The organism is Amycolatopsis rubida, assembly GCF_900115345.1.
GTDB lineage: Bacteria > Actinomycetota > Actinomycetes > Mycobacteriales > Pseudonocardiaceae > Amycolatopsis > Amycolatopsis rubida.
The window spans coordinates 100,979-126,808 of the sequence record NZ_FOWC01000012.1; the positions used below are offsets into that span (position 1 = coordinate 100,979).

At 70.5% G+C, this 25,830-nt stretch carries 23 protein-coding genes and 1 pseudogene; 6 read left to right on the plus strand and 18 right to left on the minus strand.

Translation table 11 applies throughout. The features are described 5' to 3' along the window. Nucleotides 1-79 precede the first annotated feature (79 nt). A complete protein-coding gene (locus BM362_RS34375) occupies nt 80-976 on the plus strand; it encodes an NADP-dependent oxidoreductase (RefSeq protein WP_093576007.1) in 897 nt (298 codons plus the stop codon). On the opposite strand, the gene BM362_RS34380 is transcribed toward BM362_RS34375, so the two are convergent. From BM362_RS34380 to gltB, 3 genes are all read right to left on the minus strand, one after another. Beyond that, nucleotides 973-1,344, minus strand: coding sequence for a MerR family transcriptional regulator (locus tag BM362_RS34380; RefSeq protein ID WP_093576008.1), 372 nt, complete (start codon nt 1,342-1,344; stop codon nt 973-975). The genes BM362_RS34375 and BM362_RS34380 overlap by 4 nt on opposite strands. A gap of 63 nt (nt 1,345-1,407) precedes the next feature. After that, nucleotides 1,408-2,916 carry a glutamate synthase subunit beta gene (locus tag BM362_RS34385; protein WP_093576009.1) on the minus strand — a complete coding sequence of 503 codons (1,509 nt, stop codon included), beginning with the start codon at nt 2,914-2,916 and terminating at the stop codon, nt 1,408-1,410. Continuing rightward, nucleotides 2,909-7,450 (minus strand): glutamate synthase large subunit, encoded by a 4,542-nt coding sequence (gene gltB / locus BM362_RS34390; RefSeq protein WP_093576010.1) that lies wholly within the window; start codon nt 7,448-7,450, stop codon nt 2,909-2,911. Before gltB ends, BM362_RS34385 begins: the two co-directional genes overlap by 8 nt. Before the next feature lie 398 nt (nt 7,451-7,848). On the opposite strand from gltB, the gene BM362_RS34395 reads away from it, so the two are divergent. The 3 genes from BM362_RS34395 to BM362_RS34405 are packed head-to-tail and all read left to right on the plus strand — an operon-like array spanning nt 7,849 to nt 10,637. Beyond that, entirely contained in the window at nt 7,849-8,190 is a 342-nt protein-coding gene (locus BM362_RS34395; protein ID WP_067577813.1) for a hypothetical protein, read from the plus strand. A 41-nt stretch (nt 8,191-8,231) separates the two neighbouring features. Beyond that, the gene (locus tag BM362_RS47080) at nt 8,232-9,833 is read left to right on the plus strand and encodes a methyl-accepting chemotaxis protein (RefSeq protein ID WP_093576011.1); all 1,602 of its coding nucleotides are present in this window, start codon (nt 8,232-8,234) and stop codon (nt 9,831-9,833) included. Between the two features lie 15 nt (nt 9,834-9,848). Beyond that, on the plus strand, nt 9,849-10,637 hold the full coding sequence (locus BM362_RS34405; RefSeq protein WP_093576012.1) for a hypothetical protein: 789 nt from the start codon (nt 9,849-9,851) through the stop codon (nt 10,635-10,637). A gap of 74 nt (nt 10,638-10,711) precedes the next feature. Here BM362_RS34405 and lgt read toward each other — a convergent pair whose 3' ends face one another. From lgt to BM362_RS49520, 5 genes and pseudogenes are all read right to left on the minus strand, one after another. Then, nucleotides 10,712-11,719, minus strand: coding sequence for a prolipoprotein diacylglyceryl transferase (lgt, locus tag BM362_RS34410; RefSeq protein ID WP_067577819.1), 1,008 nt, complete (start codon nt 11,717-11,719; stop codon nt 10,712-10,714). A gap of 68 nt (nt 11,720-11,787) precedes the next feature. After that, nucleotides 11,788-12,978, minus strand: coding sequence for a M20 metallopeptidase family protein (locus BM362_RS34415; protein ID WP_093576013.1), 1,191 nt, complete (start codon nt 12,976-12,978; stop codon nt 11,788-11,790). Next, nucleotides 12,975-14,111, minus strand: a complete 1,137-nt coding sequence (locus BM362_RS34420; RefSeq protein ID WP_093576014.1) for an amidohydrolase family protein — start codon at nt 14,109-14,111, stop codon at nt 12,975-12,977. Before BM362_RS34420 ends, BM362_RS34415 begins: the two co-directional genes overlap by 4 nt. Continuing rightward, complete coding sequence (locus BM362_RS49515) at nt 14,108-14,761, minus strand: amino acid permease (RefSeq protein WP_425285749.1); 654 nt, start codon at nt 14,759-14,761, stop codon at nt 14,108-14,110. Before BM362_RS49515 ends, BM362_RS34420 begins: the two co-directional genes overlap by 4 nt. Before the next feature lie 121 nt (nt 14,762-14,882). Next, nucleotides 14,883-15,452, minus strand: a pseudogene (locus BM362_RS49520) (APC family permease); the annotation flags it as partial. 243 nt (nt 15,453-15,695) lie between these two features. Between BM362_RS49520 and BM362_RS34430 the strand changes: the two are divergent. After that, the gene (locus BM362_RS34430) at nt 15,696-17,003 is read left to right on the plus strand and encodes a type I glutamate--ammonia ligase (RefSeq protein WP_208865427.1); all 1,308 of its coding nucleotides are present in this window, start codon (nt 15,696-15,698) and stop codon (nt 17,001-17,003) included. A 6-nt stretch (nt 17,004-17,009) separates the two neighbouring features. Here BM362_RS34430 and BM362_RS34435 read toward each other — a convergent pair whose 3' ends face one another. The 7 genes from BM362_RS34435 to BM362_RS34465 all read right to left on the minus strand — a co-directional run bounded on the left by BM362_RS34435 (nt 17,010) and on the right by BM362_RS34465 (nt 23,530). After that, nucleotides 17,010-17,669 carry a peptidoglycan recognition protein family protein gene (locus BM362_RS34435; protein WP_067577827.1) on the minus strand — a complete coding sequence of 220 codons (660 nt, stop codon included), beginning with the start codon at nt 17,667-17,669 and terminating at the stop codon, nt 17,010-17,012. 48 nt (nt 17,670-17,717) lie between these two features. Then, nucleotides 17,718-18,269, minus strand: a complete 552-nt coding sequence (locus BM362_RS34440; RefSeq protein WP_093576016.1) for a Uma2 family endonuclease — start codon at nt 18,267-18,269, stop codon at nt 17,718-17,720. A gap of 135 nt (nt 18,270-18,404) precedes the next feature. Further along, nucleotides 18,405-19,196, minus strand: coding sequence for a tryptophan synthase subunit alpha (gene trpA, locus BM362_RS34445; RefSeq protein WP_067577830.1), 792 nt, complete (start codon nt 19,194-19,196; stop codon nt 18,405-18,407). Next, nucleotides 19,193-20,410 (minus strand): tryptophan synthase subunit beta, encoded by a 1,218-nt coding sequence (trpB, locus tag BM362_RS34450; protein ID WP_093576017.1) that lies wholly within the window; start codon nt 20,408-20,410, stop codon nt 19,193-19,195. Before trpB ends, trpA begins: the two co-directional genes overlap by 4 nt. Continuing rightward, nucleotides 20,407-21,216: an indole-3-glycerol phosphate synthase TrpC gene (gene trpC, locus BM362_RS34455; RefSeq protein WP_067577834.1), complete on the minus strand. Its 810-nt coding sequence runs from the start codon at nt 21,214-21,216 to the stop codon at nt 20,407-20,409. The genes trpB and trpC overlap by 4 nt, the downstream gene beginning before the upstream one ends. Nucleotides 21,217-21,336: 120 nt before the next feature. Then, the gene (locus BM362_RS34460; RefSeq protein WP_093576086.1) at nt 21,337-21,858 is read right to left on the minus strand and encodes a Trp biosynthesis-associated membrane protein; all 522 of its coding nucleotides are present in this window, start codon (nt 21,856-21,858) and stop codon (nt 21,337-21,339) included. A 109-nt stretch (nt 21,859-21,967) separates the two neighbouring features. Further along, nucleotides 21,968-23,530 (minus strand): anthranilate synthase component I, encoded by a 1,563-nt coding sequence (locus tag BM362_RS34465; RefSeq protein WP_093576018.1) that lies wholly within the window; start codon nt 23,528-23,530, stop codon nt 21,968-21,970. A gap of 96 nt (nt 23,531-23,626) precedes the next feature. Between BM362_RS34465 and BM362_RS34470 the strand changes: the two genes are divergently transcribed. Further along, a complete protein-coding gene (locus BM362_RS34470) occupies nt 23,627-24,232 on the plus strand; it encodes a TetR/AcrR family transcriptional regulator (RefSeq protein WP_067577837.1) in 606 nt (201 codons plus the stop codon). A gap of 45 nt (nt 24,233-24,277) precedes the next feature. Here the strand turns inward: BM362_RS34470 and BM362_RS34475 are convergent, their stop codons facing one another. From BM362_RS34475 to hisF, 3 genes are read right to left on the minus strand one after another with little or no spacing between them, the layout of a single operon-like run. Further along, nucleotides 24,278-24,637 carry a DUF1304 domain-containing protein gene (locus BM362_RS34475; protein WP_067577839.1) on the minus strand — a complete coding sequence of 120 codons (360 nt, stop codon included), beginning with the start codon at nt 24,635-24,637 and terminating at the stop codon, nt 24,278-24,280. Next, nucleotides 24,637-24,993 (minus strand): phosphoribosyl-AMP cyclohydrolase, encoded by a 357-nt coding sequence (gene hisI / locus BM362_RS34480; protein WP_093576020.1) that lies wholly within the window; start codon nt 24,991-24,993, stop codon nt 24,637-24,639. The genes BM362_RS34475 and hisI overlap by 1 nt, the downstream gene beginning before the upstream one ends. Beyond that, nucleotides 24,990-25,763 (minus strand): imidazole glycerol phosphate synthase subunit HisF, encoded by a 774-nt coding sequence (gene hisF / locus BM362_RS34485; protein WP_093576021.1) that lies wholly within the window; start codon nt 25,761-25,763, stop codon nt 24,990-24,992. Before hisF ends, hisI begins: the two co-directional genes overlap by 4 nt. Nucleotides 25,764-25,830 lie beyond the last annotated feature (67 nt).

Consider the following 25,830-nt stretch of genomic DNA (forward strand, 5'->3'; position numbering starts at 1 on the left):
CACATCAGCTGGAAGTTGACACCGGTGTCAACGAATAGCGTCGGTTTCGACCAGACCGGCGAGCAGGAGGGATCAGCGAATGAGCACCGTCTTGGGATACCGGGCGTTCGGCGCGGCTGACGTCCAGGAGTACTTCGACCGGCCCGGCCCGGTGCCCGGCCCCGCTGAGGTTCTCGTCCGCGTGGCGGCCGCGGGGGTGAATCCGCTCGATCATCTGCTGCGGTCCGGGCACGTTCCCGACCTCAACGGGCATCTGCCGTTTCCCCAGGTCATCGGGATGGAAGCGGCGGGAACAGTGCTCGCCGCGGGCGGAGACGTGACGGGGCTCCAGGTCGGCGACCGGGTCACCGGGTTCGCGTTGACCGGTGCGGGCACGTACGCGGAAACGACGCTGCTGCTCGGCGAGTCCACCGCCCGCATCCCCGACACGCTGCCGTGGACCTGGGCGGCGACCATCCCCGTCGCGGGCACCACCGCGCTGGACGTGCTCGACCAGCTTGACCTGCCGAAGGGCGCGTCGTTGCTGGTGAACGGGATCGGCGGCGGAGTCGGCATCGCGGTGGCACAGCTCGCGCGGGACCGTGGGCTCGCCGTGACGGGTACGGGCAGCGCGGCCAAGCGGGAACTCGCGGCAAAGCACGGCGCGGCTTTCGTCGACTACACCGCGGGAAACGTCGCGGACCAGCTAGGCCGTTTCGACGCCGTGGTCGACACGGTCGGAGGAGAATCCCTGCGCAGGGTGGCTCCGTTGGCGAAGAAGCTCATCGCGGTCGGGGATCCGTCAGTGACCGAACTCGGCGGAGTGTTCGTCCAGCGGCGCCTCGACAGGGCGGGTCTGGAACGGGTCGCCGAGCTGATGGCCGGGGGGCGGCTCGATCCGCACATCACCGGGACCTATCCGCTCGCCCGGGCGCAGGAAGCGCTGGCGCTCGTCGAGTCCCGGCACGCCTCGGGCAAGCTGGTCATCAGCATCTAGCACGACCTGCCCGCACCCTGCCGGTACCGGGTGTTCCCTTCGATCAGCACGTCCAGAGCGTCGCGGGCGTCGGCGAGGCGGGCGATGCCGGCGGTCAGCCGGTCCCGTTCGGAAACCATCGTGACGAAAGCATCCTCGATGACGTCCGCGTCGTCGCTGTGCACACACGGCAGCAGCCGGGCGATCACCTTGCTGTTCAGTCCCGCGTCGAACAACCGGCGGATCAGCTCGACTCGTTCGACCTCCGCCGCCAGGTAGTGCCGCTGCCCGCCCTCGGACCGAGTGCTCCGCACCAGGCCCTGCTGCTCGTAGTACCGCAGCGAGCGAGCACTGACCCCGGTCTTCCGGGCTAGTTCGCCGATCCGCACCTCGCCCAGTTTAAAGAAACGGGCCCCGGCGCGCCGTTGCGCCGGGGCCCGAGCCAGGGGGAATCACACCACCGCGAGCGGCAATGCGGTCGGGTGCACGGGAGCGGGAAGGTCCGAAGCACCGGTCAGGAACGTGTCCACCGCGGCCGCCACCGAGCGGCCTTCCGCGATGGCCCACACGACCAGCGACGCACCGCGGTGGGCGTCGCCGCAGACGAAGACCCCGGGGGTTTCGGTCTGCCAGTCCGAACCGCACGACAGGGTGCCGCGGCGGCTCAAGGTCAGGCCGAGGCCTTCCAGCAGCGGCATTTCCTCGACGCCTTCGAAGCCGATCGCCAGCAGGACCAGGTCCGCGGGCAGCGTTTCGACCTCGCCGTTCACCGGGACGACCTCGCGGCGGCCGGTCTCCTGGTCCTTCTGCACGCGGACTTCCTGCAGCTCAACGGCTTTGACGTGCCCGTCGCCGTCGTCGACGAACTGCTTGACGGCCACGGCGAACTTCCGCTCGCCCGCTTCCTCGTGCGCGGGATAGGTGCGCAGGATGTAGGGCCAGGTCGGCCACGGCGAACGCTCGTCGTCGCGGATTTCCGGCGGCGTCGGGTACTGGTCGAGCTGGGTGACCGACAGCGCGCCTTGGCGGGTGGCGGTGCCGTAGGAGTCCGCGCCGGTGTCGCCGCCGCCGATGATCACGACGTGCTTGCCGTCCGCGTCGACCGGGGACGGGCCGTCGCCCTCCACGAACTTGTTGGCGGGCACCAGGTGTTCCATCGCCAGGTGGATGCCCTCCAGCGAGCGGCCCGGCGTGGTGCGGTCGTCACGGCCGCGCAGAGCGCCCACGGCGAGCACGACCGCGTCGTACTGCGCGCGCAGGTCTTCCACCGTCAGATCGACGCCGACCTCGCAGCCGGTGACGAACTTCGTGCCCTCCTTGCGCAGCTGCGCGAGCCGCCGGTCGAGGACCTTCTTCTCCATTTTGAACTCGGGAATCCCGTACCGCAGCAGGCCGCCGAGCCGGTCGTCCCGTTCGAACACGGTGACCTCGTGGCCCGCGCGGGTCAGCTGCTGCGCCGCGGCGAGCCCGGCCGGACCGGAGCCGACGACGGCCACCTTGCGGCCCGAGGCCACCTCGGCCGGCTGCGGCTGCACGTATCCGGCTTCCCACGACCGCGCCGCGATCGTCTCCTCGACGCGCTTGATCGCCACCGGCCCGCCGGACAGCGGCGAGATCGACAGCACGCAGCCCGCCTCGCACGGCGCGGGGCACAGCTTCCCGGTGAACTCCGGGAAATTGTTGGTGGCGTGCAGGCGATCGCTGGCCGCCGCCCAGTCGCCGCGGCGGACGAGGTCGTTCCATTCCGGGATCAGATTGCCCAGCGGACAGCCGGAACCGCCGGAATGGCAGAACGGGATGCCGCAGTCCATGCACCGCGACGCCTGCGTGCGCACCTGCTCGTCGCGCTCGTCCGGCGCAACGTCCGCGTAGACCTCGCCCCACGAGGAAAGCCGTTCCTCGTAGGACTTCTTCTTCGGTTCTTGCCGTTCGTGCTTGAGAAAACCGTTGGGGTCAGCCACGAGCCGCCTCCATGATCGCTTCGTCGACATCGCGGCCGGCGGCGCGCGCCGCCTTCGCCGCATCGAGGACCCGCTGGTAGTCGCGCGGCATCACCTTGGTGAACGCCGCCGCGCGCCGGGTCCAGTCGCCCAGGAGCGACGCGGCCACGGCCGAGCGGGTGAGGTCGTGGTGCTGCTGCACGATCTGCTTGAGCCAGGCCAGATCTTCCGCGTCCAGCGGTTGCAGGTCCACCATCTCCTGGTTGACCTTCGCGCGGTCCAGGTCGAGCACGTACGCGCTGCCGCCGGACATCCCGGCCGCCAGGTTCCGCCCGGTCGGGCCGAGCACGACCGCGCGGCCGCCGGTCATGTACTCGAACGCGTGGTCGCCCACGCCCTCGGCCACGACCGTCGCGCCGGAGTTGCGGACGCAGAACCGCTCGCCGACCTGACCGCGCAGGAACAGCTCGCCGGACGTCGCACCGTAGGCCAGCGTGTTGCCCGCGATCGTCTGCTGTTCGGCGGCGAAGCTCGCGTCCGGATGCGGGCGGACCACGATCCGGCCGCCGGACAGGCCCTTGCCGACATAGTCGTTGGCGTCGCCGACCATGTCCAGCGTGATGCCGCGCGGCAGGAACGCGCCGAGCGACTGCCCGGCCGAACCGGTGAGCAGCACGTGGATCGTGCCGTCCGGCAGGCCCTCGCCGCCGTAGCGGCGGGTGACCTCCGAGCCCAGCAGGGTGCCGACGGTGCGGTTCACGTTGCGCACCGGCAGTTCCAAACGCACCGGATGCGCGTCTTCCAGCGCCGCCTCGGCGAGCTGGATGAGCGTGCGGTCCAGCGCGTGCGCCAGGCCGTGGTCCTGCTCGCGCACGCGCCGCTTCGCACCGCCGTACGGCGTCTCCGCGGGCATCTCGAAGACCGGGCCGAGGTCGAGCCCGGAGGACTTCCAGTGCCGCACGGCCTCGTCGGTGTCGAGCATGTCGGCGTGCCCGATCGCCTCGTCGAGCGTGCGGAATCCCAGCCGCGCCAGGGTTTCCCGCACTTCTTCGGCGACGAACTCGAAGTACCGCACCACGTGGTCGGCCTGTCCGGTATAGCGCTTGCGCAGTTCGGGGCTCTGCGTGGCGACGCCGACCGGGCATGTGTCGAGGTGACAGACGCGCATCATGACGCAGCCCGCGACGACCAGCGGCGCGGTCGCGAAGCCGTACTCCTCGGCGCCGAGGAGAGCGGCGATCACGACGTCGCGGCCGGTCTTCATCGCACCGTCCACCTGGACCGTGATCCGGTCGCGCAAACCGTTGAGCAGCAACGTCTGCTGCGTTTCGGCGAGCCCGATCTCCCACGGCGTCCCGGCGTGCTTGAGCGAGTTCATCGGGGACGCGCCGGTGCCGCCGTCGTGCCCGGAAATCAGCACGACGTCGGCGTGCGCCTTGGACACGCCCGCCGCGACCGTGCCGACGCCCAGCGAGGACACCAGCTTCACGTGGACGCGGGCCCGCTCGTTGGCGTTCTTGAGGTCGTGGATCAGCTGCGCCAGGTCCTCGATGGAATAGATGTCGTGGTGCGGCGGCGGGGAGATCAGGCCGACACCCGGCGTCGAATGCCGCGTGCGGGCGATCCACGGGTACACCTTGTTCGGCGGCAGCTGCCCGCCTTCGCCCGGCTTCGCGCCCTGCGCCATCTTGATCTGGATGTCGTCGGCATTGACGAGATACTCGCTCGTGACGCCGAACCGGCCCGACGCGACCTGCTTGATCGCGCTGCGCCGCTGCGGGTCGTACAGCCGCTCCGGGTCCTCGCCGCCCTCGCCGGTGTTCGACCGGCCGCCGATGCGGTTCATCGCGATGGCGAGGGTTTCGTGCGCCTCGGCCGAAATCGAGCCGTACGACATCGCCCCGGTGTTGAACCGGCGCAGGATCGCCGACGCGGGCTCGACCTCGTCCAGCGGGATCGGCTCGCGCGCGCCGTCGCGGAACTTGAACAGCCCGCGCAGCGTGCCGCCTTCGCGATAGAGCCGGTGCACCTCTTCGGTGTACTCGCGGTACACCTCGTCGCGCCCGGTCTTCGACGCGTGCTGCAGCAGGAACACCGTCTCCGGCGTGAACAGGTGCAGCTCGCCCTCGCGGCGGTAGGCGTACTCGCCGCCGGTCTCAAGGCCGCGGTGGACGCGGTCGGTCGGGTTGTCCGGGTACGCCCGGCGGTGCCGCACCGCGACCTCTTCGGCGAGCACGTCCATTCCGACGCCGCCGAGCTTCGACGACGTACCGGTGAAGTACTCGTCGAGCAGTTCCTGGCTCAGGCCAAGGGATTCGAAGACCTGCGCCGCGGTGTACGCGCCGACCGTCGAAATGCCCATCTTGGACATGATCTTCAGGACGCCCTTGACGAGCGCCTGCACGTAGCTGCGGACCGCCTTCGCCGACTCGATGCCGGTGATCGCGCCCTGGCTGATCATGTCTTCGATGGTTTCGAAGGCCAGATACGGGTTCACCGCCGCCGCGCCGTAGCCCAGCAGCAGAGCGATGTGGTGCACCTCGCGGGCGTCGCCGGTCTCCACGACCAGCGCGACGCGCAGCCGTTCCTTGGTGCGCACGAGATGGTGGTGCACCGCGGAAACCAGCAGCAGCGACGGGATCGGAGCCATCCGGTGGTCGGAGTCGCGGTCGGACAGCACGAGCGTGCGCGCGCCCGCCGCGATCGCCTCGGACGCGTCGCGCCGCACCCGCTCGATCGCCGCCGCCAGCGCGTCCGCCCCGCCGTCCACTTCGTACAGTCCGGAAAGGACGCTGCAGGAGAACCCGGGCAGGTCCCCGTCGTCGTTGATGTGGATGAGCTTGGCCAGCTCGTCGTTGTCGATCACCGGGTACGGCAGGTTCAGGTGCCGGCACGACGCGGGCCCCGGCGCGAGCAGATTGCGCTCCGGCCCCATGATCCGGCTCATCGACGTGACCAGCTCTTCGCGAATCGCGTCCAGCGGCGGGTTGGTCACCTGCGCGAAGTTCTGCGTGAAATAGTCGTAGAGCAGCCGGGACCGCTTGGACAGCACGGCGACCGGGGTGTCCGACCCCATCGACCCGATCGGCTCAGCCCCGTTGGCGGCCATCGGCGCGAGCAGGATCTTCAGTTCTTCTTCGGTGTAGCCGAAAGCGAGCTGGCGGCGCAGCACCGAATCGTGGCTCTGCACCACGTGGTCGCGGTCGGGCAGCTCGGCGATCTTCAGCAGCCCGGCGTGCAGCCAGTCGCTGTACTGCTGCTTGCGCGCCAGCGCGGACTTGACCTCTTCGTCGTCCACGATCCGGCCCGCCGCGGTGTCCACGAGGAACATCCGGCCCGGCTGCAGCCTGCCCTTCGCGACGACGTTTTCCGGTGCCACGTCGAGGACTCCGGCCTCGCTGGCCAGCACCACGCGGTCGTCGGCGGTGCGCCACCAGCGCGCCGGGCGCAGTCCGTTGCGGTCGAGCACCGCGCCGACGAGCGTGCCGTCGGTGAAGGTGACGCACGCCGGACCGTCCCACGGCTCCATCAGACTGGCGTGGAACTGGTAGAAAGCGCGCCGTTCCGGATCCATCGCGGTGTGGTTTTCCCACGCCTCCGGGATCATCATCAGCACCGCGTGCGGCAGGGAACGGCCCGCGAGGTGCAGCAGCTCCAGCACCTCGTCGAAGGAGGCCGAGTCCGACGCGCCGGCCGAGCAGATCGGGTACAGCCGGGAGAGATCGCCCGGGAGGAGATCGGATTCGAGCAGCGCCTCGCGGGCGCGCATGCGGTTGCGGTTGCCGCGGATCGTGTTGATCTCGCCGTTGTGCGCGACAAACCGGAACGGGTGCGCGAGCGGCCACGACGGGAAAGTGTTGGTGGAGAACCGGGAGTGCACGAGCGCGATCGCGCTGGCGAGCCGGGCATCGCGCAGGTCGGGGAAGAAGCGCGGCAGCTGCTCGGGCGTGAGCATGCCTTTGTAGACGATCGTGCGCGCGGACAGCGACGGGAAGTACGTGCCGCAGCCGGACGCGAGGCTCTCGTGCTCGACGCGCTTGCGCAGGCAGAAGGCCAGCCGGTCCAGCTCGAGGCCGGTTTCGCCGTGCGGGGACGACACGAACAGCATCGCGAAATGCGGCATCACCGAACGCGCGGTGGGGCCGATGTCCGCGCCGTCGGCGTCGACCGGAACCTCGCGCCAGCCAAGGACGGCGAGCCCTTCTTCGGCCGCGATCCGTTCGGTGAGCCCGATCGCCTTGCGGCGCTGCTCGTCGTCGGCGGGCAGGAACGCGATTCCGGCGGCATACGCGCCGCCGGCGGGCAACGGGAAGCCCGCCTCGGCGCGCAGCAGTTCGTCGGGCAGCTGCAGCAGGATCCCGGCGCCGTCGCCGCTCGTCGGCTCGGCTCCCGCGGCACCGCGGTGGTCGAGATTCGTGAGCGCGGCGAGACCGTCGGTGACGATCCCGTGCGTACGGCGACCCTGGACGTCGGCGACCATGGCGACGCCGCAGGAATCCTGCTCGGTGTCCGGGTCGTACAGACCCTGCTTGCCGGGGATGGCGGAGAAGATCATGGAAAAGGGACCTCCTTCGTCGTTTCGTGCGGTGGCCGGCGAACCGGCCGCGGGGAGCGCACGGGACGACGATGGCCCGCTTGTTAGCGCGACTTTAACACCTGGGAAACACCCCAGCAGCGCCTCGGAGCTCCCCGGACGGGGAAGAACGGTAACGATCCGGCAGCGCGGAACGACATAGTTCCGGATGGGTCCTGAGATGCTTCGGTCCGCGAAGCATAAGCCCCGGAGCCGCCGCACGCACCCGGCACGTGACGAAGTCGATGCGCCCGCTTCGTCCCCTTCGCCCGATCCTCCCAGGAAATCGCACGAATTTCCGGGAACCGCCCACACTCGGTGATCGTCGGTTGCCATAGTGTTCGGCAACCGAATAGCTCACGGGGAGGGCGGTTTCTTTCATGTCCGGCATAGAAGTCGACGTCGAGACGATGAACCAGTACGCCGAGGTGCTCGACAGCCTCCACGAGAAGATCAGCAAGATCAACGACTACATGCGCTCCACCGCGTGCGACACGTCCGGGTTCACCGGCCTGTTCGTGGTGCTGCAGCCGGTGGTGCAGCTGGTCGCGAACCTCTACGGCGGAACGCTCGACTTCGGCCACTCGCGGCTGACCTCGCTGTCTGACGGGGTCAAGCAGGCGGCGCAGGCCTACGCGCACCACGACGCCAATTCCGCGCAGCTGCTCCAGCAGTTCATCGACCAGTTCGACGGCGTCGACTCCGGTCGCGGCGCGGCCTGATGCGCATCCGCACCACACAGTTCTGACTAGGGGGAACAGACATGGCACGGCACGGCGGAGGGCATGGCGGCAGCCACCACTCCGGGGGTACGGGGACGACGCATCCGCCGTCCCGTTCCGGGGGCGCCCCACCGCACCCCGGCACCCAGCCGCATCCGGGAAACCAGCCGCATCCCGGCAACCAGCCGCCTCCGGGCGGCCAGCAGCCCGGCCATCCGGGCGGAAACCAGCATCCCGGCACCGGCCCGGACGGACGCCGTCCGTCCGGCGGGGACGACCGGACGCATCCGAGCGGCACCGGGGGGAACTCCGGCGACGACAACGGCAACAGCCGCGACGGCCGGGATGGTCGAGATGGTCGGGATGGTCGGGATGGCCGCGACGGCCAGGACGGCGGCGAAGAAGGCGGCGACGGCCGGGGCCGCGACCGCGGCGAAGACGGGGGCGGCGAAGGCGGCGACGGGGGCGGCGAAGGCGGCTCCGGCGGCGGTAACGGCGGAGAGGGCGGCACCGGGGGTTCGGGCGGCGAGCCCGGCGGAGTTCCCGGCGGCACCGGCGACTTCGACCGGGGCGACTCGATCGTCGAATTGCTGCAGCCGCCGGAAGACACCTCTGGCGAGGACGTCCAGGCGCTGGTGAAGGACGCGGGCGTCGAGGTGATGGCCGTCGAGTGGGTGTACCAGAAGTTCACCGGCACCACGCTCACCCAGCAGTTCATCGAACCGCTCACCGGCGACTTCTCGAAGATGTCGGCCGACGCCGAGGCGTGGCGCAACATCTCCGAGGCGATGAAGGCGTTCTCCGAGGTGATGGTCGCCAACGAGAAGACCGTCAGCGATTCCTGGCACGGCATGGCTTCCTTGGAGCACAAGGCCTACGTGCAGGCCGGGTGGCGGGCCGGGCTCGCCGCCGAGGCCGGGATCGCGTCGTTGATCGCCAAGGGCTTCGACCTGCTGTCGGACACGTCGAAGAAGCTCGCGGCCAAGGCGCTCGACCTGCTGAAAAGCCTGATCGACCGGCTGCTCGTGATGGCCGCCGAGGCGTGCGTCCCGATCGCGGGCTGGGTCGCCGACGCGATCACCGCGCTGTCCGAGCTGATCCCGCTGATCAACGCGCTGATCTCGATCATCGAGATGATCCAGGACATCATCACGAAGGTCCAGGACATCTGGACCTCGATCAAGGACATCGGGTCGCAGCTGCAGAAGATCAAGGACGTCGGCAGCATCGGCGATCTCGCCGACATCGCGAAGAACATCGGCGGCGACGTCGGCGACATCAAGGACAACGCCAAGGACATCGGCCAGGACGCCAAGGACGCCGTGCAAGCAGGCAAGGACGGCGTCCACGAGTCGCGCGAGGCGCACGCGGAAAACCGGCGCTCGCGCGAGGGCGGCGACGAAGGCGACCGCGCTTCCGGGGACGAAGGCGACCGTTCGCAGGGTTCCGGCGAGCGCGGGCAGAACCAGCGGTCCGAACCGGACGGTCGGCAGCACCAGCCCCCGCAGAATCAGCAGCACCACCAGCCGCCGCAGCAACCGAGTCACCCGCCGTCCCAGCCGAACCACCCGCCCGCGAACCATCCGCCGTCCCATCCGCCCCGGCGCTCGGCGAGCGGCCGGATCCACGGCCGCATCGACTAAGGAGGAACTGCCGAGATGTCCCACCCCGTCACCGCGGACGATTCGTGGAAGACGCCCGAGCTGCGGGAGGCCGAGGCCGCGCTCGACCGGACGGTCCGCAAGTCCCAGCAGCTGCTGAAGGACCTGGAGAAGATCAAGCTCCGGCCGCTGCCCAAAACCGACACCCCGGAACGGATCGAGGCGATCAAGCGGGCCGCCTCGCGTCCGGACGCTCCCGCGCAGCTGCGGCTGATCAAGCGGAAGGTCGACGCGGGCGAATACTCCTGGGAGGACGTCGCCGCGGGCCGGGCCTTCGCCGACCCCGAGGTCCGCGCGCTCGCCGACGAAAAGCTCAGCGAGGCCAAGGACATCCTTGAGGAACTGGAGGAAGGCCAGCGCCCCGAGGAGATCCTCGAGGCGCGCACCGGCGGCGCCGGGAACCCGTTGTCGGACACCGGACGCTCGAAGTATCCGGACATGCCGGACAAGCCCGCCGGGTTCTCCGCCGCGGACCCGCTGGCGGGCAGCGTCCGGCCGCAGCCCCCGGCCCCGCCCGCACCGGAGCCCGCGGAGTACTCGAACGACAATCCGCTCGCCGACCGGACGCCGCCGCCTCCGGCTCCGCCGAAGGAAGAACCGCCCGCTCCCCCTCGGCATCGCGCCCCGGAACCGGAGCCGGAGGACGATTTCGCCGATCCCCTCGCTGATCGAGGCGGCCTGCCGAAGCGGTCCGATCCCCAGCCGCCGCCGTCGTCGGGGCGCCGCTCCCGGCGGCAGGGCTCCGGCGATGACGACGACTACTTCGGCGGCTCGTTCCTCAGCTGAGCCCGCAGAGCCTGCCGCACACAAAACGAGGCCCCCGCCCAACCCGGGCGAGGGCCTCGTTTCCGTCGCGATGCTCAGGACTTCTCGGACTTGCCGTTCTCGGCGGAGGAAGATCCGGCGTCCACAGTGTCTTCCGCGGCCTTCTCGGCCTTCTCGTCCGGGGCGTCCGAAGTGGACTCGACCGCGGCGGCCCGCTCGTCTCCCTTGCTGCGCAACGCCTCCGGGGCCTCGCGCGGACCGCGTTTGGCCGCGACGACGAAGTAGGCCATCGCGCCGATGAACAGCAAAATCGAGGTCCACACGTTGACCCGCAGGCCGAGGATGTGGTTGGCGGTGTCGGTGCGCATCAGCTCGATCCAGCAGCGGCCGACGGTGTAGCCCGCGACGTAGAGCGCGAACGCGCGGCCGTGGCCGAGCTTGAACTTGCGGTCCGCCCACACCACGAGCAGCGCGATGAGCAGGTTCCAGATCAGCTCGTACAGGAACGTCGGGTGCACCGGGCTTTCCGGCAGCGGGATGTGCCCGGTCGCGACGCCGCCGAGAGCGTCCGGGGCCCCGGTGGCCGGGTCGAAGCGCTGGTAGACCTCCAGGCCCCACGGCAGGTCGGTGTGCGCGCCGTACAGCTCCTGGTTGAAGTAGTTGCCGAGCCGCCCGATCGCCTGCGCGACGATGATGCCGGGCGCGATCGCGTCGGCCATCGCGGGCAGCGGGATCCCCCGGCGGCGGCAGGCGATCAGCGCGCCGACGGCGCCGAGCGCGACCGCGCCCCAGATGCCGAGCCCGCCGTCCCAGATGGCGAAAGCGTTCCAGGGGTTCTTGCCCTCGGTGAAGTACAGCTCCGGGTCGGTGATGACGTGGTAGAGCCGGCCGCCGACCAGGCCGAACGGCACCGCGAACACCGCGATGTCGAGCACCGTGCCCTTGGTGCCGCCCCGGGCCTCCCAGCGCCGCTCGCCCCACCAGATCGCCACGATGATGCCGGCGATGATGCAGAGCGCGTACGCCCGGATCGGGATCGGGCCCAGGTGCCAGACGCCTTGGTCGGGGCTCGGGATCGTGGCCAGGAATGCTGCGGAGTACACGCGGCCACCGTAGCGCGTCGGACCCCGGTCGTGGTCCCGGTGCCGCGGAACCCTTAGTCAAGACCCGGTCACAGCCCGGTCACGGCCGCCTCCGGATACTCCAGGTCCGAGGCCGCGGCCAGGTATCCGGCGAGCAGCGCGCCGGCGACCTGGCCGACCGCGGCGTCCTCGGGCAGGAACGTTTCGCCGTGCAGACTGGGCGCGCCCGCGGTCTCGCCGAGGCCGACGAACAGCATCAGGCCGCGGACGCCGTCGCCGCAGTAATGCGCGAAATCGTCCGCGCCGAAGGACCGGAAATCCACGTCCGCGTCGGCGCCGCCGCGTTCGAGCCAGACCCTCGCGGCAGCCGCCAGCGCCGGGTCGTTGACCAGGACGGGTTCGCACGGGCTGATCCGGAGGTCGGCGGTGCAGCCGTAGGCGCGCGCAGTTGCGTACACGACCTCGTCGAGAGCCTCCAGCGCACGTTCGCGGTCGCTCGCGCGCATCAGCCGCAGCGAGCCGAACGCGGACGCCGTGTTCGGCACGACGTTCGCCGCCGTGCCCGCGCTGAGCCTGCCGATCGTGCAGACCGCGCCGTGCATCGGGTCGATCCGGCGGCTCGCGATCTGCTGCAGGCTCACCACGAGCTGGCTGAGCGCCAGCACTGGGTCGCGCAGGAGATGCGGGTATCCGGCGTGCCCGCCTTGGCCGTGCAGCACGACCTCGAACTCGTCGGTCGACGCGTTCACCGGCCCGGGCGCGGCCGAAACGACGCCGTACGGCAGCCGCGGCTGGACGTGCGCACCGATCACCGTGTCGATGCCGCGCTCCTCCAGAATGCCCGATTCGACCAGGTCAAGCGCCCCGGACGGGGACGTTTCCTCGCGCGGCTGCAAGATCGCGTACAGCGGACGCGGGAGTTCGACCCGCCGCGCCGCTCGGCAGACCGCGGTCAAGGCGGCGAGGTGGACGTCGTGGCCGCAGGCATGCATCAGGCCGTTCTTCGCGGCCCATTCGACGCCGGTGCGTTCTGCTACCGGGAGTGCGTCCAGTTCGGCGCGCAGGGCCACGGCTGGGCCCGGGTGCGGTGCGGCGATCTCGATCAGCCGCCCGGTTTTCGCGACCCGTTCGCCCTCGCCTAGCGCGGCGGCCACGATCCGGGCGGTGTCGTCCTCGTCGCCGGAGGCGCGCGGATCGGCGTGAATCCGGTGACGCAGTTCGACCGCGGCGGGCAACTCCTCGGCCAACGCGGCCCGCCAGGCCTCGACCAGGTCGTTCATTTCCGCTCCAGCCGGTAGATCCGGGTCGCGTTCTCGTGACCGGCCAGCCGGGCCAGCCGGATCGCGTCCACTTCGGACAGTGCGTCGGCGGCGAGAGCGGTGCGCAGGAAATCGGACAGTCCTTGCCGGAACAGCGCGGTGCCCAGGTGATACAACTCGGCCAGGCCGAACGCGTCGGTGGAGAACAGCAGTTTTCCGAACGGGACCAGTTCCAGCGTCTCGGCCAGGATCGCGGGGGCGCGGAAGCCCGCGTTGTGCGTGATGAGACCGACGTCGACGAAGACGTGCTCGAAGACCTGCGCTAGGTAGGCGGCGTTGCGGTGGAACGGATAGTTGTGCAGCAGCAGAATCGGGACGCCCGCGTCGCGGGTCGCGCGCAGCAAACCGGTGAGCCGCAAGGGATCGCAGCGGTGGAGGTCGACGTCGGAGTCTCCGTAGCCGACGTGGAATTGCACCGGCAGCCGCCGGTCGATGCCGGCCCAGATCAGGTGGCGGTGCAGCACCTCCTCGGCCAGCCGGACCGGTTCGCCCGCCTCGATCCGGGACAGCCAGCGTCCGGCGGCGGCTTCGACCTCGGCCGGAGCCGGGCGTTCCCCGGTCAGCTCCAACCCGGCCCGGTACGCGGCGATCGACTTCACGCCCACCGCGGTGGCAGTGCGACGGTCGAGTTCGGCGGCGAAGTCCTCGGCGAAACCGGCGGCGCTGGTGCCGCGGATGACGTCTTCGGCGACCTGTTCCAGCCGGACGATGTCGTGCGCGCGGGCGTCGGCCAGTTCGGCGAAGTCCGTTGTGGCGGTGAGGGATTCGGGCAGGAAACCGCCGTCCAGCAAGTAATCCGTGCTGCCGGTGCCGCGCAGGAACCGCCGGTTGACCTCTCTTGCGCCCAGCGCGGCGCGGCGAGCGAGATAGTCGTCGGCCGGGGCGTGTTTCGGCAGGTCGAGGACCGGAGCGCAGCGTTCGCGCACGGCCAGGCCGATCAGCGAATCGAACAGCGACGTCCCGAGCGGCGACACGGTGTCCGCCTCGGTGAGCATCCGCTCGAACCCGTCGCGGTCGACGTCGCGGGTGCGCAGGCCGTGGCAGTGGTGATCGACCAGCGGCAGGTCCGCGACGAAATCCAGCAGATCGGTCATGCGTCTCCTTCAGCGAGCCTCTCCCCCACCCTACGGGCGAATCCGGGCGCTGAGGCCACCACGGCACCAGCCAGCACCAGCACCCCTCCCGCCACCACCGGGAACCATCGCGCCGGGTTCTCGGCCGGATACGGCACGACGTTGACGTACACGGTGTAGCCGAGCAGGACCAGCGCCCCGATCGGGAACACCAAATGCCACCACGGCACGCGCATCCGCCGCCGTACGAACAACAACAGGATCGCGCCGACGGTGGTGAGCAGGTAGATCACCAGCAGGAGCAAGGTTCCGATGGATCCGGCCCACGAGAAGGTGTCGTCCGCGGTCGCGCCGAAGAACACCGCGCACACCAGGATGATCAGCGCCGCCGCCAGCGCGACCACGGTCACGGCGACGGCGGGGATGCCCTTGGCGGAGATCCGGCCGATGCCGCGGCCGTCGAAGGCGTCGCGGCCGAGGGCGAACAGCAGGCGCGAGCCGCCTACGACGCAGGCGAGGCAGCAGCCGAACGCGCTGATCGCGGCGCCCGCGCTGATGACGTCGCCGACCCACGGGCCGGCGAAGCGGCTGCCCAGGTCGCCCAGCAGCGACGGGGAATCGTGGAACGCGGTGGCGTCGCTGCCGAAGGCCATCATTTCGACGGCAGTCACGAGGACGAAGTAGGCACCGCCGAAGATGGCCGTGCCGAGGATCGCGCGCGGGATGTTGCGGCGCGGGTCGCGGGGTTTCCTCGCCGAGCGTCGCGGCGGCCTCGAAACCGGCGAACGACAGGAAACCGAACACCGCGCCGAGGAAAATGCCGGAGATTCCGTTGTCCGGCACGAAAACCTGGAGCGTGAACCGGCCGCTGGGAGCGTCGCCCGCGATCAAGCGGACCAGGATGACCACAGTGACCAGCAGGATGAGCGCGATGGTCGCGCCCTCGACGGCAAGCAACGTGCTGGTGCCGCGGCGGGCCGGGGCGACTGCGAGCAGCCAGCTGCCGATCAGCGCGACCGCGGTGAGCACGAACGGGCCCCACGACGGCGGATGCGGCCAGATCCCGACCTGCGTCAGGAACGCCGTGCCCAGCACGCCCGCGGCGGAACTGGTGACCACGGCGTAGAAGGTGTACGTGCCGAGAAGGCCGATCCCGGACACCACGCCCGCGCGCGGGCCGAGGGTGGCGCCGACGAAGGCGTAGACCGATCCGGCGTGCTGGTAGTGCCGGCAGAGCTGGACGAAGCCGTACGCGACCAGCAGCACTCCCGCCGCCGAAAGCAGGAACGCCAGCGGCACCGCGCGTCCGGCGGCCGCGGCTGTTTGCTGTGGATTGATGTTCGCGGCCATGCTGGGTGCCATGAGCGCGACGGACAACCCGACGGCCTGCCAGACTGACAGGGTGCGCCGCAATTCGGGACGGTCTCCGGACACGGATGCGCTCCTTTCCCCGCGGAGTACACAGTGAACATCCGAGGCGGCGCGCACAACCAGCGCCGACTGGCTGAACCTCGCCCGGCAGTGAAGGAGCGCGCCTTGTCGTCCACCCTCACGAAACTCGACCGCGACCGGCTCGCGGAACTCGGCGCTGCCGCTGCGGGCCGGATGGAGCAGGCGGGCGTCGAACTCGTCGCGCTGAGTTTCGTCGACAACTCCGGGATTTCGCGAGTCAAAGCGGTGCCGGTGGCGAAGCTGGCGACCGTCGCGGCTTGGGGCGTCGGTGCGTCCAATTCGTTCGACTTCTTCCTCGCTACCGACAGCATCGCGAGCGGGGAGCACTCCCTCGGCCCAGTCGGCGACCTGCGGCTGCACCCTGACCTCGACGCGCTCACCGTCCTCGCCGCACAACCCGGCTGGGCCTGGGCCCCGGCCTGGCGCTACGACCAGGACGGACAGTCGCACCCGCAAGACACACGGGCGCTCGCCGCGACCGCTGTGGCCCAGCTCGCCGACCGCGGCCTGACCGCACGGATGGCGTTCGAACTGGAGTGGATCGCGACCGACGCGGACGGCGTCCCGCTGCCCGGACCGGCCTACGGATACTCCCGGTTGAGCGCGAACCACGAGTATCTGCGCGTTCTCGTGTCCGCTTTGGAGCGTTGCGGCGTGGACGTGGAGCAGGTCCACCCGGAATACGCGGCTGGCCAGTTCGAGCTGTCGATCGCGGCGGCGGATCCCTTGCGCGCAGCCGATTTAGCCGTGCTGACCAGGGAAACGGTGCGGACGGTGACCGCTGCGCACGGGTTGCGCGCGTCGTTCACGCCGAAGTTCGAACCCGGCGGAGTCGGCAATGGCGGGCACGTGCACCTGAGTCTTGGGGACGGCGAACGGAATCTGTGCGCGGGAGGGACCGGAGCGTTCGGGTTGAGCTCGACCGCGGAATCCTTCGGTGCGGGGATTTTCCGCCGGTTGCCCGCGTTGCTGGCGGTGGGCGCACCGTCGGTGGTCAGCTATCTGCGGCTGGAACCGCACCATTGGGCAGGCGTGTTCACCGCGTGGGGACTGGAAAACCGCGAAGCACCGCTGCGCCTGATCCGCGGCGCGGCCGGACAGCGCGACACGGCGGCGAACCTGGAGGTGAAGTGCTTCGACCTCACCGCGAACCCGTATCTGGTGGTGGCGGGCCTGCTTTTCGCCGGGCAGGCGGGCATGGACGCCGAGGCGCGCCTGCCGGAACCGGTCAGCGTGGATCCTGGCTCGCTCTCCCCTGCGGACGCCGCCGCCGCCGGAGTCGCCCGGTTGCCGGAGTCGTTGTCGGACGCGGTCGACGCGTTCGAGGCCGACGAGGTGCTGCGGACGGCGTTCGGGCCCCAGCTGGCCACCACGTTGACAGACTTGCGCCGCGCCGAGGTGGCCGAACTGGGATCGCTGGAGCCCGCGGAGTTGTGCCGGGCACTGCGTTTCCTGCACTGAACCCGTTCACTGGAGCAAGGCCGCCACCCGGGACTGCAATTCCGGCAGCATCGCGTACAGCTTGTCGCCCGGGCAGTCGGTGTTGTAGAAGTCGCGGTGTCCCTTGATTTCCTTCACCGGGATGCCGTACTGGCGGCACACGTACGCCACGAACACCACCAGCGAATCGAACTGCGCCTTCGGCGGGGCGACCTGCATGTAGGTGCCCTCGTTCTCGATGCCGATCGCATTGTCGTTCTGGCCGGGGCAATGCGCCGCGCGGACGATCTTCTTGCCGCTGCGCAACGCGTCCAGGCTGCCGTGGCGGCCTTCGAGGCGGTAGCCGCCGCGGGAGACCGTGAAGTGCTGGCCGGTGTCGGACCAGCCGTTGTTGTCGATGTGGTCGGCCTGGTCGTCGCGCGCGACCTGAAACGCGTGTTCGAGCGAGTAGTCGGTGCTGTTCGGGCAGTCGATGTGGTGGATGAGCACGCGATCGGCGGGGTGGTCGAGCGTGGTGAGCGGATCCGCGGGCGGGCGCGCACCCCATTCGGCACAGCTGTAGATGCGCGGCGCGTCGGCGGCGTCCGCGAGACCAGGCAGCACAAGGCCCGCCGCCGCGGCAGCGCTCACGCCGGCCACCCCGCGCAGGAACGTCCTCCGGGGAACTTGTCCGATGTCGAAAGCCATGCGCCGCACTGTGCGCGGAGGGCGTACACGATGCGTACAACTGGCCGCTCAGGCGCGCAGATCCAGCTCCGCGGGGAACGGTTCGGCCAGGGTGAGTACACCGCCTTCGCTCTTCGCGTGCGGCAGGTAGTCGCCGTCGGCAAGCGCGTACAGGGTGGCGGCTTCCTGCTCCGGGTCGACGAGCAGGTAGTACGGGATGAGCGCTTCGGCGTAGAGGGCTTTCTCGAAGATCCGGTCCTGCACCCTGGTGGACGCCGATTCGATCTCCGCGGCCAGCAGCACCTCGGACGCCGGATACCAGGTCGTGGCCACGTCCGGGCAGGTGACGATCACGAAGTCCGGGCTCAACAACCGGCTTTCACCGCAGCGAACATTGACTCCCGGAAGCAGTTCAAGATCGTCCGGCAGCTCGGGCGCCATTGCCCGTTGGAGCCGTTGCAGCAACCGCTGGTGCGACGAGGTCGGGGCTGGGCTCATGAGGAGTGCCCCGTCGACCGCTTCGATCCGGGTGCCGAGAAGCTGCTCTTCCGGCAGAGCAAGCACTTCCGACAGCCACGGGGCCGAGGATTGGCCGGTGTCGTGCTCAGCAGGTGCTGACATGAGAAGTCACCTCCACCCGCGCTTGATCTCTCTTGCCAAGTCCAGTCTGCCAGAGCCGTCGCACTCCCCCTCGGTTCTTCTGCATACCGAGAGAGTACGAACGACCACCGACAGTTTCCGACCGTCGACCCGAGATCAGGCTGGAGCGACCGCCTCGCGCACGCCCTTCGCCAGCTCAGAAGCCAGCTTCGCCACGCCATCGGGACCGTCCGCCGCGGCCGTGACCAGCGCGGATCCGACGATCACCGCGTCCGCGAACCCGGCCACCTGCGCGGCCTGCTCCCGCGACCGGACCCCGAGGCCCACGCCGATCGGCAGCTCCGTGTGCTCGCGAGTCCGCCGCACCAGGTCTTCCGCGTGCACCCCCACCGCGTCGCGGGCACCGGTCACGCCCATCACCGCGGTCGCGTACACGAAGCCCGACGAGGCCGCCGTGGTCTTCGCCAGGCGTTCCGACGACGATGACGGCGCGACCAGGAAAATCCGGTCCAAGCCGTGCTCCGCGGACGCGGCCGTCCACTCGCCGGCCTCGTCCGGGATCAGATCCGGCGTGATCAAGCCCAGGCCACCCGCTGAGGCCAGGTCGCGCGCGAACGCGTCCACCCCGTAGCGGTGCACCGGGTTCCAGTACGTCATCACCACCGCGCGACCGCCGCGCGCGGACACCGATTCCACGACCTCGAACAGCTGCTTCAGGCGGAACCCGCTGGCCAGCGCCGCTTCCGCGGCCGCCTGGATGGTGGGGCCGTCCATCACCGGGTCGGAGTACGGGACGCCGACCTCGACCAGGTCCGCTCCGCCGTCGATCGTCGCGGCGAGCAGGTCCTTCGAACCGGCCACGGACGGGAATCCGGCGGGCAGGTAGCCGACCAGCGCGGCCCGGTGTTCCGCCCGCGTCGCCGCGAACAGCTCGTCGAGGCCGCTCACTTGCCCTCCCCGTCCACGAGCCCGAACCACTGGGCCGCGGTGTCCATGTCCTTGTCGCCCCGGCCCGACAGGTTGACCACGATCAGCCCGTCCGGGCCCAGCTCGCGGCCCAGTTCCAGGGCACCGGCGAGCGCGTGCGCCGATTCGATCGCCGGGATGATGCCCTCGGTGCGCGACAGCAGCCGGAAGGCGTCCATCGCGGCCGCGTCGGTGACCGGGCGGTATTCGGCACGGCCGGAGTCCTTGAGCCACGCGTGTTCCGGGCCGACGCCCGGGTAGTCGAGCCCGGCGGAGATCGAATGCGATTCGACCGTCTGGCCGTCCTCGTCCTGCAGCAGGTACGACATCGCGCCGTGCAGGTTGCCCGGACTGCCCTTGGTGAGCGTCGCGCCGTGCCGGTTGCCCTCGATGCCCTCGCCGCCCGGCTCCAGGCCGACCAGCCGCACCGACGGGTCGTCGTAGAACCCGGAGAAAATGCCGATGGCGTTGGACCCGCCGCCGACGCACGCCGCGACGACGTCCGGCAGCCGACCGGCCTTCTCCAGGATCTGCGCCCGCGCCTCCTCGCCGATGACGTGGTGGAAGTTGCGCACCATCATCGGGAACGGGGACGGGCCGGCGGCGGTGCCGAAGAGGTAGTGCGTGTCCTCGGCGTTGGCGACCCAGTCGCGCAGCGCCTCGTTGATCGCGTCCTTCAGCGTGCGCGACCCGGTTTTCACCGGCACTACCTCGGCGCCGAGCAGCTTCATCCGCGCCACGTTCAGCGACTGCCGCTCGGTGTCGACCTCGCCCATGTACACGACGCAGTCCAGGCCGAGCAGCGCGCACGCGGTGGCGGTGGCGACGCCGTGCTGGCCCGCGCCGGTCTCCGCGATGACGCGCTTCTTGCCCATCCGCACGGTGAGCAGCGCCTGGCCCAGCACGTTGTTGATCTTGTGCGAACCGGTGTGGTTGAGGTCCTCGCGCTTGAGGAACACCCGGGCGCCGCCGGCCTGCTCGCCGAACCGCTTGGCCTCGGTCAGCAGCGACGGGCGGCCCGCGTACTCGGTGAGCAGCCGGTTCAGCTCGCCGGTGAACGCGGGGTCGTGGCGGGCCTTCTCGTACTCCGCCGCGACCTCGTCGACCACGCCGATCAGCGCTTCCGGCATGAACCGGCCGCCGTACGGGCCGTAGTAGCCGCGTTCGTCCGGGTCGTGCTCGCCGCGTTCGGTCACCGCGAGGGCCTCGGGCAGGCAGGGTGCGAACCGGCGGTGACGAGCTTGACGACCGCGCCCTTCGGGTCGCCCGACGCCACCAGGCCCTCGCCGACGAGCACCGCGTCCGCGCCGTGGCCGGCGTAGGACATCAGGTCGCCCGGGCCGCGGACGCCGGACTCGGCGACCTTGAACACGTCCATCGGCAGGCCGGGCGCGAGGCGGGAGAACACGTCGCGGTCCACTTCGAGGGTGTGCAGGTTGCGCGCGTTGACGCCGATGACCTTCGCGCCCGCTTCGAGCGCGCGGTCGGCCTCTTCGGCGTTGTGGATCTCCACGAGCGCGGTCATGCCGAGCGATTCGACGCGGTCGAGCAGCGCGGCGAGCGCGTTCTGCTCCAGCGCGGCGACGATCAGCAGGACCAGGTCCGCGCCGTGCAGCCGGGCCTCGTGCACCTGGTACGGGCTGACGACGAAGTCCTTGCGCAGCACGGGAATGTCGACCGCGGCGCGCACCGCGTCGAGGTCGGCCAGCGAGCCGCCGAAGCGGCGCTGCTCGGTGAGCACGCTGATCACGCGCGCGCCGGCGTCCTCGTAGTCCCGCGCCAGCGCGGCCGGGTCGGGAATCGCGGCCAGGTCGCCCTTGGACGGGCTGCGCCGCTTCACCTCGGCGATCACGCCGATGCCGGATTCGCGCAGCGCGGACATCACCTCACGCGGCGGGGCGGCCTTGGCCGCCCTGGCCTTCAGTTCGTCGAACGGCAGCGCGGATTCCCGCTGTGCGAGGTCCTCGCGCACGCCGGCGACGATGTCTTCGAGCACGCTCATCGGACGCCCCTACCCGTTGCCGCATTCCTGGGTTGACTCGCAAGCTCGCTCACAAAAACCTTCCCCTTCCCGCCGAAACGATGCTAACCCCCGCTCGATGACCGTCCGGTCCCGGGTTGCTCAGCGACGGGGATCCGGCGGATCGGTCGGGTCCTCCCCCTCCGACAAGGCCTCCCACAGCTCGGTGTCCGGATCCTTCCGCGCCGCTTTGGCGGCTCCCGGCGCGGCGTACCGGGCCCCGAGCTTGCGCGCGGCTCCCGCCCACGTGATCGCTGCCAACCCGCCGAGCGCGACAAGAATTCCGCCGAGCACGGCGATCAGGTGGCCGAGCACGATTTCCGTGCCGGGCAGCCCGGGCGCGAAGCCGCCGAACTCGATCCCGTCCACGCCGTTCCAGACGCCCGCCGCACCGGCGAGCACCAGCACGATCCCGAGCGCCCGGCGCAGCCAGCCGCCGGTCGCGACCGCCCCGGCGACGCCCGCCAGCGCGAGGAGCGCGAGCGGCACGAGCGCGGTGGCGCGCTGTTCGCCGGGTTCGGTGTACAGCACGGTGCCGCGCACGCCCTCGTCGCGGAATTCGGCGAACCACACCATCCGGGACGCTCCCCACAGCGCCAGCGCGCCGAGCAGGAGGGCGAGAATGATCGTCCACAGTGGACGCTTCGCTTTCCCGCCGCCCGCGGACCGAGCTTCCGGGCCCGCCGCTTCCGCCCCGGCGCCGCCGCGCCGCGGTTCCGCCTCGCCGGACCGCTCAGACACCGGCCGCGTCCTCGGCCGGATCCAGCTCCCCCGCCGGGATCATCGTGCCCGCCGCGGCGATCGCGGACAGCACGGTGCGGGCCTTGTTGAGCGATTCGGTGTCCTCGTAGTCCGGGACCGAGTCCGCGACCACGCCGCCGCCCGCCTGCACGTAAGCGGTCCCGTCGCGCATCAGCGCGGTGCGGATGGCGATCGCCGTGTCCGCGTCGCCGGCGAAGTCCAGGTAGCCGACCACGCCGCCGTACAGCGCGCGGCGCACCGGTTCCAGCTCCTCGATCAGCTGCATCGCCCGGACCTTGGGCGCGCCGGAAAGGGTGCCCGCCGGGAAGCAGGCCGCGACCGCGTCGAACGCCGTGGCGTCGTCCTTCAGCTCGCCGGTCACCGTGGACACGATGTGCATGACGTGGCTGTAGCGCTCGATCTGGAAGAAGTCGACCACGTGCACGGTGCCCGGCTTGCAGACCTTCCCGAGGTCGTTGCGGCCGAGGTCGACGAGCATCAGGTGCTCGGCGCGTTCCTTCTCGTCCGCGAGCAGGTCCTTGGCCAGCTGCGCGTCCTCCTCCGGATCCGCGCCTCGCCAGCGGGTGCCCGCGATGGGATGCGTGGTGGCGCGGCCGTCGCGGACGGTCACCAGCGATTCCGGGCTGGAGCCGACGATGTCGAAGCCCTCCAGCCGCAGCAGGTACATGTACGGGCTCGGGTTGGAGGTGCGGAGCACGCGGTACACGTCGAGCGCGTCGGCCCCGGTCTCGATCTCGAATCGTTGCGACGGCACGACCTGGAACGCTTCGCCGGCCTTGATCGCCTCGACCGCCTTGTCGACGGCGGCGTGGAAGTCTTCCTTGCTGCGGTGGCGGCGGAACTCGGGCGCGGGCCGGTCGAAGGTCGCGACGGTCGGCGGCGCGGGCACCCGCAGCTGCTCGGTCATCGCGGACAGCCGGGCCAGCGCGTCGTCGTAGGCGGCGTCCACGCGTTCGGCGGAGTCGTCCCAGTTGACCGCGTTGGCGATCAGCGTGACGGTGCCCTCGTGGTGGTCGAACGCGGCGAGATCGGTGGCGAGCAGCATGGTCAGCTCGGGGATGTCGAGGTCCCGTTCGGCCAGCTCGGGCAGCTTTTCCAGCCAGCGCACGGAATCGTAGCCGAGGTAGCCGACCATCCCGCCGGTCAGCGGGGGCAGGCCCGGCAGCGGTTCGGTGTGCAGCGCCTCGACGGTCGCGCGCAGGACCTGCAGCGGGTCGCCCTCGGCCGGCAGGTTGTCCGGCGGGGTGCCGGTCCAGACCGCCTTGCCCTCGCGCACGGTCAGCGCGGCCGGGCTGCGCACGCCGACGAACGACCAGCGCGACCACGATTTCCCGTTCTCGGCCGATTCGAAGAGGAACGTGCCGGGCCGGTCGGCGGCGAGTTTGCGGTAAATCCCGAGCGGGGTCTCGCCGTCTGCGAGGACGCGGCGCACCACGGGGATCACGCGGCGGCTCTCGGCCAGCGCGCGGAACTCGGCGCGGGACGGGCTGACCGGGCCGGGCCCGGCCGTGGACGTGGCTGCTGAGCTGACCATGCGCCTCATTGTGCCGCTACGGCCGCGTCAGCCGGTCAGCGGGCTCTCAATTCAATGACTGTTGAATTCGAGGCGGCGACCGGTCAAGATGGTCCGGTGAGCACCGATGACACTACCGGCCGCCGCCGCGGCCGCCGCCCCGCTGGTCAGGACACCCGCGCGGCGCTGCTCGAAGCGGCCCGCGCGGTGTTCGCCGAGAACGGCTACGAACGCGCGACGGTCCGCTCGATCGCCGCGCGCGCCGGCGTCGACGCGGCCATGGTCAACCACTGGTTCGGCGGCAAGGAAGGCCTGTTCGCGCAAGCGGTGCTGAAGCTGCCGTTCGAACCGGCGGAACTGGTCCCGATCCTGCGCGACGGCCCGGCCGAGGAACTGGGCGTCCGGATCGTGCGCACCTTCCTGACCCGCTGGGACGGCGTCGGCGGCGACACGTTCCAGGCGCTGATCCGCAGCATCGCCAGCCACGAGGCGGCGAGCAGCGTGCTGCGCGAGTTCTTCTCGCAGTTTTTCACCGGACTGCTGAGCGACCTCGGCGGCGATCGCCAGGAGCTGCGGGTGGCGTTGTGCGCTTCGCAGCTGGTGGGGATCGGGTTGATCCGGTACGTGGCGCGGTTCGCGCCGATGGTCTCGGCGGAGGTGGACACGCTGGTCACGGCGGTGGCGCCGACGTTGCAGCGTTACCTCACCGGGAACATCGACTGAGCGACCCTCGTGCGCGGCGATCCCGGTGCGAACCGGGACAGGCGCTCACGAGGCCAGCAGGAAGACCAGCGCCAGCGCACCAGGCAGCACCTGCACGACCAGGATCCGCCTCGACGCAGTCGCGGCGCCGTACAAACCGGCCACGATCACGCAGGCCAGCCCGTACAGCTTCAGCTGAAAACCCGCCGGGTCGGCCGCGATCAGGCCCCAGATCAGCGCGAGGGCGAGAAACCCGTTGTACAGCCCCTGGTTCGCCGCGAGCGTCTTGCTCTCGCGGGCGAATTCCTCGGTGGTCCCGAACGCCGCCCGCGCCCGTGGCGTAGTCCACAGGGCCATCTCCAGCACCACGATGTACAGGTGGATCAGGGCGACCAGCCCGATCAGCACGTTCGCGACGACGGTCATCACGCGTCCTCGTCGGCGAGCAGCAGCCGTTCGTCGGTGTCGAAGCAGGTGCGCTCCCCGGTGTGGCACGCCGGACCGGTCTGGTCCACTCGCAGCAGCACGGTGTCGCCGTCGCAGTCGACGCGGACTTCGCGGACGTGCTGGACGTGCCCCGAGGTCTCGCCCTTCACCCACAGTTCCTGCCTGCTGCGTGACCAATAGGTGCCGCGGCGCGTGGTGAGCGTGGATTCCAGCGCGTCGTCGTTCATCCAGGCCATCATCAGCACGTCGGACGTCGCGTGGTCCACCACGACCGCGGCGATCAGTCCGTCCGCGTTGCGCTTGAGGCGTGCGGAGAGTTCCGGCGAGAGGCTCATCGCACGACCACCCCGCCGGTGCGCAGCGCGCCCTTCACGTCGCCGATCGTCAACTGTCCGAAGTGGAATACGCTCGCCGCGAGCACCGCGTTCGCGCCCGCTTCCACCGCGGGCAGGAAGTGTTCGGTCGCGCCCGCGCCGCCGCTGGCGATCACCGGGACCCGCACCGCCTTGCGGACCAGGTCGATCAGTTCGAGGTCGAAGCCGGTTTTGGTGCCGTCCGCGTCCATCGAGTTGAGCAGGATCTCGCCCACGCCGAGTTCCTCGCCGCGCGCGGCCCACTCCACCGCGTCGATGCCCGTGCCGCGGCGGCCGCCGTGCGTGGTGACCTCGAAGCCGGACGCGGTCGGTTCGCTGCCCTCGGGCACTCGCCGCGCGTCCACGGACAGCACGACGCACTGTGCCCCGAACCGGCGCGACGCCTCGCGCAGCAGCTCCGGGCGCGCGATCGCGGCCGTGTTGATGCTCACTTTGTCCGCGCCGGTGCGCAGCAGCCGGTTGACGTCGTCGGTGGAGCGCACGCCGCCGCCGACGGTCAGCGGGATGAAGACCTGCTCGGCGGTGCGGCGGACCACGTCGAAGGTGGTTTCGCGGTCGCCTGAGGACGCGGTGACGTCGAGGAAGGTCAGCTCGTCGGCGCCTTCGGCGTCGTACCGGCGCGCCAGCTCCACCGGGTCGCCCGCGTCGCGCAGGTCAGCGAAGTTGACGCCCTTCACGACCCGGCCCGCGTCGACGTCGAGACAGGGAATCACCCGAACCGCCACAGCCATGCCGCCAGCCTAGTCGGCCGCTCGGTCAAGCCGGCCGCCACGGCTTCGTCACTAATTTTCGGATCCG

Bases quoted from the DNA above. Each gene is read 5' to 3' on its own strand.
- BM362_RS34375 (WP_093576007.1), top strand. From the start codon at position 80: ATGAGCACCGTCTTGGGATACCGGGCGTTCGGCGCGGCTGACGTCCAG.
- gltB (WP_093576010.1), bottom strand. From the start codon at position 7,450: ATGATCTTCTCCGCCATCCCCGGCAAGCAGGGTCTGTACGACCCGGAC.
- BM362_RS34395 (WP_067577813.1), top strand. From the start codon at position 7,849: ATGTCCGGCATAGAAGTCGACGTCGAGACGATGAACCAGTACGCCGAG.
- BM362_RS47080 (WP_093576011.1), top strand. From the start codon at position 8,232: ATGGCACGGCACGGCGGAGGGCATGGCGGCAGCCACCACTCCGGGGGT.
- BM362_RS34405 (WP_093576012.1), top strand. From the start codon at position 9,849: ATGTCCCACCCCGTCACCGCGGACGATTCGTGGAAGACGCCCGAGCTG.
- BM362_RS34415 (WP_093576013.1), bottom strand. From the start codon at position 12,978: ATGAACGACCTGGTCGAGGCCTGGCGGGCCGCGTTGGCCGAGGAGTTG.
- BM362_RS34420 (WP_093576014.1), bottom strand. From the start codon at position 14,111: ATGACCGATCTGCTGGATTTCGTCGCGGACCTGCCGCTGGTCGATCAC.
- BM362_RS34430 (WP_208865427.1), top strand. From the start codon at position 15,696: ATGGAGCAGGCGGGCGTCGAACTCGTCGCGCTGAGTTTCGTCGACAAC.
- BM362_RS34435 (WP_067577827.1), bottom strand. From the start codon at position 17,669: ATGGCTTTCGACATCGGACAAGTTCCCCGGAGGACGTTCCTGCGCGGG.
- BM362_RS34440 (WP_093576016.1), bottom strand. From the start codon at position 18,269: ATGTCAGCACCTGCTGAGCACGACACCGGCCAATCCTCGGCCCCGTGG.
- trpC (WP_067577834.1), bottom strand. From the start codon at position 21,216: ATGAGCGTGCTCGAAGACATCGTCGCCGGCGTGCGCGAGGACCTCGCA.
- BM362_RS34465 (WP_093576018.1), bottom strand. From the start codon at position 23,530: ATGGTCAGCTCAGCAGCCACGTCCACGGCCGGGCCCGGCCCGGTCAGC.
- BM362_RS34475 (WP_067577839.1), bottom strand. From the start codon at position 24,637: ATGACCGTCGTCGCGAACGTGCTGATCGGGCTGGTCGCCCTGATCCAC.
- hisI (WP_093576020.1), bottom strand. From the start codon at position 24,993: ATGAGCCTCTCGCCGGAACTCTCCGCACGCCTCAAGCGCAACGCGGAC.
- hisF (WP_093576021.1), bottom strand. From the start codon at position 25,763: ATGGCTGTGGCGGTTCGGGTGATTCCCTGTCTCGACGTCGACGCGGGC.